The 11756-nt window shown below is 63.5% G+C and carries 11 protein-coding genes and 1 pseudogene; 4 read left to right on the top strand and 8 right to left on the bottom strand.

The genetic code is table 11. The features are described from left to right. From ACFXN1_RS36450 to ACFXN1_RS36420, 7 genes and pseudogenes are all read right to left on the bottom strand, one after another. Window positions 1-305 (bottom strand): annotated as a pseudogene (locus tag ACFXN1_RS36450) (hypothetical protein); the annotation flags it as partial. Between the two features lie 634 nt (window positions 306-939). Next, window positions 940-1875 (bottom strand): TauD/TfdA family dioxygenase, encoded by a 936-nt coding sequence (locus ACFXN1_RS36445; RefSeq protein WP_379445705.1) that lies wholly within the window; start codon window positions 1873-1875, stop codon window positions 940-942. Window positions 1876-1895: 20 nt separating this feature from the next. Further along, window positions 1896-2471, bottom strand: coding sequence for an RraA family protein (locus ACFXN1_RS36440; protein WP_379404109.1), 576 nt, complete (start codon window positions 2469-2471; stop codon window positions 1896-1898). After that, window positions 2471-3517 carry an ABC transporter ATP-binding protein gene (locus ACFXN1_RS36435; RefSeq protein WP_379445706.1) on the bottom strand — a complete coding sequence of 349 codons (1047 nt, stop codon included), beginning with the start codon at window positions 3515-3517 and terminating at the stop codon, window positions 2471-2473. Before ACFXN1_RS36435 ends, ACFXN1_RS36440 begins: the two co-directional genes overlap by 1 nt. Then, window positions 3514-4830, bottom strand: coding sequence for an ABC transporter substrate-binding protein (locus tag ACFXN1_RS36430; RefSeq protein WP_379445707.1), 1317 nt, complete (start codon window positions 4828-4830; stop codon window positions 3514-3516). The genes ACFXN1_RS36435 and ACFXN1_RS36430 overlap by 4 nt, the downstream gene beginning before the upstream one ends. A 20-nt stretch (window positions 4831-4850) precedes the next feature. Continuing rightward, window positions 4851-5582, bottom strand: coding sequence for a carbohydrate ABC transporter permease (locus ACFXN1_RS36425; RefSeq protein WP_379404112.1), 732 nt, complete (start codon window positions 5580-5582; stop codon window positions 4851-4853). An 89-nt stretch (window positions 5583-5671) separates the two neighbouring features. After that, window positions 5672-6532, bottom strand: coding sequence for a carbohydrate ABC transporter permease (locus ACFXN1_RS36420; RefSeq protein ID WP_379445708.1), 861 nt, complete (start codon window positions 6530-6532; stop codon window positions 5672-5674). Window positions 6533-6698: 166 nt separating this feature from the next. Here ACFXN1_RS36420 and ACFXN1_RS36415 point away from each other — a divergent pair, with 166 nt between their 5' ends. Genes ACFXN1_RS36415 through ACFXN1_RS36405 form a run of 3 tightly spaced genes read left to right on the top strand, consistent with a single transcriptional unit; the run spans window position 6699 to window position 9519 of the window. Then, window positions 6699-7601: a MurR/RpiR family transcriptional regulator gene (locus ACFXN1_RS36415; RefSeq protein ID WP_379445709.1), complete on the top strand. Its 903-nt coding sequence runs from the start codon at window positions 6699-6701 to the stop codon at window positions 7599-7601. 8 nt (window positions 7602-7609) lie between these two features. Further along, window positions 7610-8311, top strand: coding sequence for an HAD family hydrolase (locus tag ACFXN1_RS36410; protein WP_379445710.1), 702 nt, complete (start codon window positions 7610-7612; stop codon window positions 8309-8311). Beyond that, entirely contained in the window at window positions 8308-9519 is a 1212-nt protein-coding gene (locus tag ACFXN1_RS36405) for a pyridoxal phosphate-dependent aminotransferase (RefSeq protein ID WP_379445711.1), read from the top strand. Before ACFXN1_RS36410 ends, ACFXN1_RS36405 begins: the two co-directional genes overlap by 4 nt. A 352-nt stretch (window positions 9520-9871) precedes the next feature. Here ACFXN1_RS36405 and ACFXN1_RS36400 read toward each other — a convergent pair whose 3' ends face one another. Then, window positions 9872-10105 (bottom strand): hypothetical protein, encoded by a 234-nt coding sequence (locus tag ACFXN1_RS36400; RefSeq protein WP_379445713.1) that lies wholly within the window; start codon window positions 10103-10105, stop codon window positions 9872-9874. A 794-nt stretch (window positions 10106-10899) separates the two neighbouring features. On the opposite strand from ACFXN1_RS36400, the gene ACFXN1_RS36395 reads away from it, so the two are divergent. Continuing rightward, on the top strand, window positions 10900-11652 hold the full coding sequence (locus ACFXN1_RS36395) for a pentapeptide repeat-containing protein (protein WP_379445714.1): 753 nt from the start codon (window positions 10900-10902) through the stop codon (window positions 11650-11652). Window positions 11653-11756: the final 104 nt, after the last annotated feature.

Below are 11756 nucleotides of genomic sequence, written 5' to 3'. Positions count from 1 at the left end.
GTCGCGGTCCGATCATGGATATCCGCGGCGATCGGGAACACGAAATCATCGACACGGAACGACAACTCCGTGCCGGCAAGCACCGTCCCATCCGCTGCCTTGATCGTGAAGACACCGTTGTCGGCGGCGAATGACCCGCTGTCGGTGACGATGGCGGTCGCTGTCGGCGTCGTGGTGGCCTTGTAATGCACGGGCATATCGTCAGGCTCGGGAGCCGCGGCGGCCGTTCCAGCAGGCAGCAGTGTCGCGGCGACTACCGCCGCACAAACAAGAGAATTCCTCATCTTATTGTCTTTCTCGAGCATTCCAGTCGGAAATATTTGGTCTTTGGGTAGAATACTAAAATGAAACTATTGGTTCTTTGTTGTTTCAGCGTGCATCAGAGGCGGGTTAACCCAGGCGTCTCTTTTGCTTCTTGATCGGGCGGCGGGTTTGCTCAGCCAGTGGCCAAGACCGTTCTTGGCACTGCCGTGAGACGGGGAAGCCCGAGCAGTTGGCTACGAGAAATAAGATGCCGCGAGATGGACGCGAGTCGTGTCCGGACGGGACGCGGTCCCGTTTTCCTCACCGGGATCGCGCCGGTAGCCCGCGATGTGTCGCCTGACACCATCTCCTCGGTCGAGCCGCAGAGCGTGCGCCAACGAGCAAGGCTTGACCGATGTGGGTGAGATCGTGTGTCATTGATCGCGAATCGGCTGGCTACCGACGGATCTCGGCGCATATCGCTGAGATCCGCCGTGTTGATGCAGTCAGCAGTTGTGTGCTGCTACCGTTCTGGTTGCGGCCCCTCGAACAGTACACTCAATTTTCGCTCGTCGATTCGTGGCACTTCGGGGACCACACCGCTGGACCGGGAACTTCGGTCTCGACAACTCCGCGGGGCCGGAATACGAGTGACGGAGCGGCGAAGTGTCTCGACTTTCGAGCGGACGATCCTTTTTATTTCGAGGTACGAGAATTGTCTGAGAGTTGGGTGTAGAGCCGTTTGAGGTGTCGGCGGGCGTGGGGGCTTATTTCGGTGCGTCCGTGGAGAAATCGGGTGTTGTCGATGATCAGCAGGTCGCCGCTTTCCAGACGTACTCGGGTTTGTCTGGCGGGGTCGCGCACGGTGCTTGTGAACCTGCGCAGAGCATCGAGGTGGGCGTTGCTGGGGCTGTCGGGGGCGTGGCTGGATGCGATTCCGGCGTCGAGGGCTTCGTCGCGGTAGCGCGCTGTGAGGCGACCGTCGTTGTGGCGTGTGAGTACGCTGGTCAGCGTCGGCGTGCGGCCTGCATCGGTAGGCACGTTCAGGCTGGGATAGCGTGGCTCGCAGAGCAATTCGACGTCGGTGGTGTCGAGGGCTGCGGCGACGTCGTCGATGTGGGTGAGGGTGGATTCTCCGCCGCTGTCGGGATCGTCGTTGCGCACGAAGGCGAGCGCGAGGACAGCCGGGGGCGTCGACATGGTCGAGTTGTCTGTGTGGGGGGTTAGGGCTACGCGGCGATCACCGAGGCGGGTGGATTGTTTGTCTTCCTCTCCAGGTGTAGGTCTGATGTCGTCGATCAACGGGCGGTCGGGGCGTGAGGGCACGACCGGGCCGACGGCCGAGGTGATCGCGACGACCATGGCGGTTGATTTGGCTGGCAGCCCTCTCAGCACGACGGCGTGGTCGTCGTGGATGGCGGTGGTGGCTCGAGAGAGCAGCGAAGCAAGTCCATCGACCCGCTCTTCGAGTGCCCGTCGGGCGCGGTCTTGGTGCTCGGGTGACGGAAAGTCTGCGGCGGGGAAGGCCTTGTCGAGCCACGAAATATGGTGGTGCAGAGTCGAAGGAAGGTCGAGGGCGGTCAGTCGATCGATGCCGGAGGAAGGGTTGTGGATGGCCAGGGGTGTTGTCACGGTTGATTTCTCCTTGCTGTTTAGTTGGTTCGGCCGAGCGCCTGAGCGAGTTTTCGGTGGTCTTCGGTATGGAGCTGCGTCGCTGCCACAAGCACGTCGTCTTCCAGCTCCTGTGGGACGACGACAATTCCGTCGAGGTCGGCGAGTACGAGATCGCCTGCGTGGACGGTGACCCCGCCGCAGCTGATGGTGCCGCCGACGTCACCGTCCCAGCCTTTGTTAGGGCCTGCGGCGCTCAGTCCCCGGGCGAACAGGGGGAATCCGAATTGGCGGATGGCTTCGATGTCTCGGACGGCGCCGTCGAGTACGCAGCCGGTAAGGCCGCGTGCGATCGCCTTTGCTGTGTTGATCGAACCCCAGATTGCGCGGCCGGCGTAGCCTCCGGCGTCGACGACCAGGACGCTGCCGGGCGGAGCTGTTTCGATTGCCTTGGTGACGGTGGAGTTTTCGGCTGCCATGGTGCGGGCGGTCCATGCTCGGCCGAGCAGCTTGGTACCGGATACGGGCCGCAGGCTGGGGTCGATGACTTGGAATCGGTTCATCGCGTCCGAGACCTGTGCGGAGCTGAGTTTCTCCCATGGGGTGAGTGCCGTCATTATCGTTCTCCGATTCGGTTACCGTCGGTGTCGAAGTGATGGATTCGGTCGGCGCGGACGTGCGCGGTGATCTCGGTGGGGACCGGTTCGTCGGCGCGGATCCGTATCCGTGCTGTCTGCTGTCCACAGCGGAAGTGAACGAGGCGCTCGGTGCCGGTCAAGTCTGTGTCGACGACCGGGCCCGACAGAGTGAGGTCACCCGGCGACGTCCCTCGGATGAGGTCTTCGGGACGGATGCCCACAGTGCCGGGAGGTAAGTTCAGCGGTTGCGCTTCGAGCAAGTTCATGGCGCCGAGAAACCCTGCGACGAAGGTGGTCGAAGGCGAGGTGAAGACCTCTGCAGGCTCGCCGATTTGTTCGATGTGGCCGTCGCGGAGCACGACGAGCTGGTCTGCCAGAGCGAGTGCCTCGGCTTGGTCGTGAGTCACGTACACCATGGTGGTGCCCAGTTTTCGCTGCAAGGCTCGTAGTTCGGTGCGCATGCTCACCCTGAGCTCGGCATCCAAACTGGACAGGGGCTCGTCCATGAGCAGGACCGCGGGCTCACGCACGAGTGCTCGGCCGATTCCGACCCGTTGCCGCTGGCCTCCTGAGAGTTGGGCGGGTTTGCGGTCGAGGAGGTGGGTGATCCTCAGCATGTTCGCGACGTGTTCGATGCGGGCCTGCCGTTGCTTTTTCGGCACACGGGCTCGGCGCAGGGGGTACTCGATGTTGCCGTAGGCGTTTTTGTTGGGGTACAGGCCATAGTTTTGGAAAACCATCGCGACGCCGCGGGCGCGGGGGTCGAGGTGTGTGACGTCGCGATGCCCGAGGTGGATGTTGCCGTCGGAAGGAGTTTCCAGGCCGGCGATGCAGCGCAGCAAGGTGGTTTTGCCGCATCCTGAGGGTCCGAGCAGGACGGTGATGGCGCCGGCCGGACAGTGCAGATCGATACCCCGTAGGGCGAAGGTGTCGTTGGAGAAGGCTTTGGTGATCGCGTTGCACCGGACATGGGTTGGGCGGTCGGTGGCGGTCGTTACAGCGGGCGCGACTGTGGTGACGGTCATGGCAGCAAGTCCTCGGCTCGATGGGTGGCGTCTGTGAGGGCTTGAGAAACGGTTTTCGTCCCCCGGCGTGCCGCTAAGAATTCGTCGCTGACCAGGCTCATGATTTCCGGCGCGTGTCGCCCCGGAAACTGGTACCAAGGCACCACATCGATCACTTCGGACAGTGCGGCCGTCATGGCGGGATTTTGTCGGTAGAACGGAGCCAGGTACTGCTCGCTCTCTGCAGCGACTCGGTTGGGAGTGAGGTAGCCACTGGCCAGGGTCAGGTTGGTCGCGCTGGTGGGATTGGTGAGTTCGGCAATCACTGCCCATGCCGCAGCTTGCTTGTCGGGATTTCTGCTGAGAACCACCAGGCCGCCGCCGGCGGCAGCTGCCTTCCTGGTGCCGCCGTCCGGGATGGGGAAGGGTGCGCAGCCGATCGGGAAGCCTGGCTTGGCCGATGTCAGGCCCGCGATGGAGGAGCTTGCCTGGAAGAACATCGCGAGATCGCCGCGTAGAAACGCGTCTTGCTCGGTTTTGCGGTCGAGTGGCTGGCCCAGTCCCGACTTCGCTACGTCGGACCAATACTGGAGGATGCTGCTGGCCTTGGCGTCGGTGAGCGTGAGGTGCGTCTCCTGGGGATCCATCAGGCTGCCGCCGGCGGACAGGATGAGATTTTGGTAGCCCCACAGCCCGGAACCGTCAGCGGAGAGGTTGACCCCGTACCGTGCAGCGCCGGAGGAGACGATTTGCGCCGCTGCAGTTTTCAATTGAGACAGTGTGGTCGGCGGGTGGTCGGGGTCGAGCCCGGCCTTGCGGAAGATGTCGGCATTGAAATACAGCAGCATCACCGAGACGCCGTAGGGCACCGCCCAAGTCTTGCCGTCTCGTTTGCCGAGTTCGAGGAAGGAGGGGTAGAAGTCGGCGGAAGAGAATGCAGCTCCGCCGTTCGACAGGTACGGGTCCAGTGGTGCCGCGAGATGCGCGTCGGCGTAGGTGCGCACGGAGTTGAGGCCGATCAGCGCGAGATCGGGTGGGTTGCCCGCGGCGAGTCCTGCTTGTACTCGCTGGTCTACGGCCTCGTAGCTGGCTTCGCCGACGTTGTTGAGCTTGACGGTGATCCCGGTGCGGCGGGTGAAGTCCGCGTTCAGCGTCTTCGGAAGGGACTTGACGTAGGGATCGAAGTTCATGAACGCAAGTTCGATATCAGTGGGGGATGCGGGACTCGGCGCTCGCCCGATGGCGGGGGCCGTTGGCGTGCGGGCTCCGCATGCGGTGGCGAGCAGGCCCGCTCCCATGAGCAGGGCGGTGCGGCGAGACAGCCGGACAGACATGATGAAACTCCTCGTGCAGGTCAGTCGTGGTTGATTCCGAGGGCGATGCCACGGACGACGTGCCGCTGGGTGGCCAGAAACACCAGCAGCAGGGGCAGAACGGCAAGAGTGGCTGCGGCCATCTGCACGCCGTAGTTGGTGAAGGCCTCGGTAGTGGCGTAGGTGGCAACCCCGTAGGGCACCGTCGCCGCGCGATCGGACTGCAGCATGACCGATGGCCAGAACAGGTCGTTCCAGTGGGAGACCACGCTGAACACACCGAGGGCGACCAGGGCGGGACGCGCGTTCGGCAACGCGACCCGCCACACCAACCCAATCTGGCCGACCCCGTCGAGCCGAGCCGCGTCGAACAGTGTTTGGGGAATGGTCAGCATGAACTGGCGGAACAAGAACACCGCGAATGCCGAGCCTGCGAATGGCACTACCAACGCGGCCAGGCTGTCGGTCCAACCCAGTCGAGAGAGCACCACGTAATTGGGCAGGGCGATGACCTGTTCGGGAACCACCAGGCAGGCCATCACCAGCAGTGTCGCCATTCTCTTGCCGACGAACTCTTTACGTGCCAGGGCGTAACCGGCTGGAAGCCCGATCACTACCTGCGCCAGATAGATCAGCGCAGTCATCACGGCGGTGTTGACATAGAAGCGCATCCAGGGCTGCTGGGCCCACACCGTGGTGAAGTTCGCGAGTGTGAAATGGGAGAATCCGGTGTGGAACGAGGCGCCTGTCGCGGTAAACGCGGTCTGCACCATGATCGCGAAGGGAAGCAGCATCACCGCGGCGCCTGCCGCGAGTAGGAGATGGCGAGCGAGCTGTCCCATCAGCAGGCGGTGTCGGGTACTCATCTGGCACCCGCCGATTCCCAACGACGCCCGAATGTCCGCACCTGCAGCAGCGTTGTCGCGAGAAGGATTCCGAGCAGGACCAGGTTCACGACCGAGCTTCCGCCGATGTCGAGGAATTTGATGCCGCGCCGCCACAGCAGCACGGACAAGGTCTGGGAACTGTTGAGCGGGCCCCCGTCGGTCATCACCCGTACCTGGTCGAATACCCGCAGCGCATCACGCATCGTGAGGACGAGCGTGAACACAGTGGAGGGGCCGAGCGCGGGCCAGGTGACCGTCCAGAATCGATGCCAGGGCCCCGCCCCGTCGAGGGCGGCGACCTCGTGCAGATGCGTGGGCACCGCAGAGAGTCCCGCGAGAAAAAGAATGACCGCGCTGCCCAGCCCCGCCCAGCTGCCCACGACCGCGACTGCCGGTAGCGCGAGCGTTGTCGAGTCCAGCCAGTTCCGGATCCCCAACGCTTGCCCCACGGTGGCATCGATAGGACCGCTGTCGGGGTAGAACAGCAACCGCCACACCACCGACATCGCGGTCAGGGTCGCGGCAACCGGAAGGAAGTACGCGCTGCGCCAGAAGCCGGCACCGCGGGAAAGGCCATGGATCAACAGGGCAATCATGAGACCACCACCCACTGTCACCGGCACCGTGATCGCGGTGTACACGACGGTGTTCACCGTGGCCTGCGCGAGCTCGTGGCTAGGTAGCACACGATGAAAATTGCGCATCCCGACGAACCGGAAGGCCTGGTCGAACGGGTCGTAGTCGAACATCCCCAACGCCAGCACCAGCATCACGGGCACGAGTACGAACACTCCCATAAGCCCCATTGCCGGGCTGATCAGCGCCCAGCCGAGCACATCCTCACGCCGCAGCCATCTCGGTCTCCTCATGGGCCAGAACGCTAAGGAGAGCGGGTGTTGACGGAGCATCTGCCCGATGAACGGCGGAATAACATTCCGTACATGTAGACGATTGAAGGAAATTTCCTCCACAACCTGCGTGACGCGAAGTATTGTCTGTCGAGTGACAGCGAAGACGAACGCCAATGCCAACCGGACACAGCTGCATAGCGGGGAAGTCGCCGCGCGTGTACAGGCCGGACGCGCCCAGCTGGTGCCCAGCGCACTCAAGATCGCCAATCTGATCGTCGAGGCTCCCTCGTGGGTACTCACATCCTCGGTATCGGAGGTGGCAGACCGGGCGGGCACCTCGGAGTCGTCGGTGATTCGCGCATGCCAGGGACTCGGTTTCAAGGGGTTTCACGACCTGAAGCTGGCACTGGCCAGCGACTTGGCCACTCAAAACCACGGCGGTGACGAACTCGAACGCGCGGAAGGAATCGGCCCGAACACCCCACGGACCGAAATTCCACGCCGAGTGCTGCGCAACAGTGCGGCGGTCCTTCAAGACGCCATCCACATGCTCGACTTGGACGCCTACCAAGGAGCACTGGACGCCCTGTCCGCCGCACGCCGCGTCCTGGTGGTCGGCAACGGCACCTCAGCAGCGCCGGCGCGGGACTGCGCCTACCGGCTTACGACACTGGGCCTGTTGGTACACGCTCCCTCCGACAGCTTCGGGCAACATCTGATCGCCCGATCGCTGGACAATCGCGACGCGGTCGTCGCGGTCAGCCATACCGGCGCGACCAAGGAAACCCTGGTCGCCGTCGAGGCAGCCCACAACGGTGGCGCTCAGGTCATAGCTGTAACCAGCCACCTGCGCTCACCGCTGTCCGCCCACACCCACCACGTTCTGGTTGCCGGTGGCCCCGAACTCGGCTTCCGGCAGGAAGCGATGACGAGCCGCCTCGCACACCTGGCCGTGCTCGACGCGCTGTTTGTCGGCATCGCCGTCAGCCGCCCCAAACGTTCCCGCGATTCCCTGGACGTCATGGCAGACGTCACCGCAGAACACAGTCTGTGAGGTTCCCAATGACCACAACCGAAGCCAGCACCAGCAACACGATTGGGCTCGCTGTCCTCGACATGGCCGGTACGACAATCAACGAACGCGGATCGGTCCGCACAGCAGTTCTCGCCGCAATCGACGCCGTGACCGGGGGCCGCCGCCCCGCGCAGTTCGAAGACACCTTCCGCCAAATGCGTGGCACCGCGAAGATCACCATGTTCGAAACGATGCTCGGCGACGCCCAGCTCGCCCGCCAGGCCCACGCACAATTCGATATCGAACTCGAACAATTGATCAGATCCGGACACGTCGAGCCCATCGACGGCGCGGCCGAAACCATCCTGGCCCTGCGGAACCGCAATGTGAAAGTCGCTCTGACTACAGGCTTCTCGACAGTCACGCGCAATGCGCTACTCGACCATCTCGGCTGGACAGAACTGGTGGACCTGGTTCTCTCACCCGAAGATGTCGGACGCGGCCGCCCCTACCCCGACACCGTGCTGACCGCAGTCCTACGACTCGAGGCCGAGGCCGTCCAAACAGTGGCCGTCGTGGGCGACACCGTCAACGACCTTCTCTGCGGAACCAGGGCCGGCGCCTCGGTCGTAGCAGGCGTGCTGACCGGTGCACATGACCGTGAAACGTTGACCCAAGCTCCCCATACCCACCTTCTGGACTCCATTGCCGACCTGGTCGAGCTGGTCGACGGGATACCCCAGCCGTGAATGCCCTCGCCACCCGGGTACAAGGCCTCAGCGACTCCGCCACCAGCAGCATCACAGCCAAGGCAAAGGAGCTCCGTGCAGCCGGGCATCGCGTAATAAACTTCGCCGCAGGAGAACTCGACGTCGGCTCGCCCCCACAAGCTGTCGCTGCCGCAATCGCGGCGGCACAAAACGAGCAGATGCACCACTACGGTCCTGCAGCCGGACTACCGGAGCTACGACGGGCAGTTGCCGCACAACTGGCGCCGGCGAACGGAACCATCAGCGCCGACAACGTTCTGATCACCAACGGAACCAAGCAGGCCGTGTTCCATGCGATCTTCGCCCTCACCGACCCGGGAGACGAGGTACTACTGCCGGCTCCCTACTGGACCAGCTACCCCCCGATGATCCAGCTAGCCGGCGGCCGACCGGTCGAGATCCTCGCAGGCCCTGAAAAAGGATTCAAAGTCGACGTCGACATGCTCGAACAGGCCACGACCAAGCGAACGAAAATGCTCGTGTTCGTCTCACCTGGGAATCCGACCGGTGCTGTCTACTCCCCCGACGAGATACGCGCGATCGGCGAGTGGGCCGCAAGCCGCGAGCTTCTCGTGCTCACTGACGAAATCTATGACCAGCTTGTCTTTCCTCCACATACATTTCATTCCATCGTCGACTTGGCGCCCCAGCTACGAGATCGCTGCCTGCGCGTGGGCGGCGTCGGCAAAGCCTTTGCCATGACGGGCTGGCGCATCGGCTGGCTCACCGGCCCTACCCCACTGATCAATTCGATCGCAGCACTACAATCACACACCACAGGCCACCCATCGAACATCGCACAGGCGGCCGCCCTCGCAGTCCTCCAGCACAACCAGCACACCTGGCTGAGCGAAATCCGCCAGTCACTCCAACGCCGACGCCGAACCATGCTCGATAAACTCAACGCCATCCCGAACCTCAACTGCCCTGAGCCAGGCGGAGCGTTCTACGTCTTCGCCTCCATCCACGCCTACCTGGGACGGCGGATCGGGAGTCGTCAAATGTTGACCAGCCTCGACCTAGCCAGCGCTCTTCTCACCGAAACACATGTCGCCACCGTTCCGGGGGAGGCATTCGGCGCGCCAGGACACCTTCGTCTGAGTTACGCACTCGACGAAACAGACCTCACCGAAGGAATCGCCCGTATTGCCAAGATCCTCATCAGCAGCGAGTCAACAATCTCGTAATTGCGCCGCCCCGTAGTCGATATCCCATGTCGCCCATGACCATCCGAGACAGTCGGCTGTGGCTCTCAAGACCGGTTTCGGAGACGGCTGCCAGCGTCTGGGAGCGAGCTGGCGATGGGCTGATCGGTCAGGAGCCGAAGTGTGCGTGTTCTCGGCTCCCCCGGATTCACGCCGGCTAGTTCTTGGCGCGCTATCCGGCTACAGCAACAGCGCGATGCACGGCATTGGGCTCGTGATCCCCCTGTCCCGCGCAGGGATTCGCTGGCGCGTTTAGCGAGCTCGGAACAGGGGCGGATGTCGTTGTCAGGCATACGAGCATCGTCGCTTCACGGCTCCCGGCCAATCCGTAGAACTACCCAGCCGGCCGGCGGTCATCGGGGGCATCCTCGGAGGTGTCGCGATTCCACCGGGCCAGCCAGCTACGGAGTTCCAGTTCGCCGAGGTAGCCGTGGTATTCGAGAACTCCCATGACCGCCATGGCCACGCACAGGGCGGCGAGCATCCACTCACCGTAGAAGGCGGCCACGCCCGCCGCCCATCCGCTGGCGGCGACGGTGGCCGCCGAAATCTTCTGTTGCAACGTCATCCCGGCATCCTGACCGAGCCGGCCCACCGGCGCAGCCGTTCGGTATGACGGATCATTCGATGCCGTAGCGGGATCGTTTCGGCGACGGTGTCGAATCCGCTACGCCGCCATAAGGGTTCGGACAGACCGGTGGTGCTGTCGCAGTAGCGGGAGGGCAGGTCGGGGTCGGGGATCGACCGGCGCTGTCACGGTCACTGCCGGCGGTCCAGGTGCGGCGGTCACGGTCCCGTTGGAGAATTGACGCCTGCCAGCGGTCGCCGGGGCCGCGGTTGGAACTGTCTGCGCTGCAACGGGTTCGCTGCGATCATGAGGCGGTGAGCATGCCTACACCTCGGGGACGGTTGCGTCGCCTCATCGACGCCTAGCAGACGCCACTACCTGAGCCCGAACCCGAACCCGGACCCGAGCCTGAACGGAGTCGACTCAGCCGCATCGGCGGCGGCGTCGGCAAGGCCGCGACCTGGGACGGCTGGCTCAAACTAGGCGCGATCGTCACCGCGGTCGGTGTCCTGGCGGGCCTCTTCTTCACCAACCGTTCGCTGCAGGCGACCACCGTCCAGAACGAGGCCACACGCCGGGTCGCTCTCACCGACCAATTCAACAAGGCGGTCGCGGCGTTGAACGCTTCAGGCATATACGCCCATGTCGGCGGCATCTACTCCCTCGAACAGCTCGCCATCGACACCCCCGAGCTGCGAACCCCGATCGTCGCAGTTCTCGCGACCTTCGTCCGGACCCAAGCCCCGCTCGGTGCGCCAGGCGAATGTGTAAAGAAGAGTTCGATCGCCGAGGACGTGCCGGCCGCGATCACGGTGATCGGGCGACGACCCTACGAACTGAGCGATCCCGCCTTCCTCACGGGCGTGTGCTTGGCTGCCGTCAACCTCAAGGGCGCCTATCTAAAAGACATCTCGTTCGGCAATTCAAATCTGCACAACGCGTACTTCTACGACACTCGCTACTCCCGGGCAGCGGGAGACCCGCCCTCAGGTGTCCTGTTCCAGAACGCAGACCTCACAGGAGCCGACTTCCAAGGTGTCGACCTGAGCAACGTCCCCTTCTACGACACCACACTCGACAAGGCCGAGCTGGACAACGCCGTTCTTCGCGGCACCAATTTCGCCAAGTCGAGGATGATCGGCGCACGCATCCTGACGGACCTGACGGACACCTGTTTCCAGGGCACGGACCTGAGCGAGGCTGTCTTCTACGCAGAAGACACCGACGGTTCGTATTCGGCGGATCATTTGGACACGGCTCGCTTCATCTCCGACCCCCAGCAGACCGCGCAGACCGCGGTGCGTAGTGTGCGCGACCGGTCCTGGACGGCCGTCAACGATCTGCTCATCCGTCACTACCGCGAGGTGATCGCGGAACGCCTGCAGGCGGATTCGACTCTGCAGGCCGATTCCAACGGGACGATGGCCACCGGGGTTCACTCCGCCGACTGGGATCGACGGACCACCACTCAACGAGTTCCACTTCCCCTGCAAGTCATAGCGTTCGGTCACATTTGGCTGCGCCACGGTGCCATGATGTCGACATAGCCAAGCCACGGTCATCCGGCTGAAAGTTGGCGATGAATCCTGTTGCAGTGGAACCGCTTACAGGTCGGCGTCCGTGCGGCGCATCCGGAAACCCCGGCCTGCCC

The organism is Nocardia sp. NPDC059154 (assembly GCF_042755705.1).
Lineage (GTDB): Bacteria > Actinomycetota > Actinomycetes > Mycobacteriales > Mycobacteriaceae > Nocardia.
Note: the sequence above shows the minus strand (reverse complement) of the source record. Positions and strands in the feature narration are given on the sequence as shown.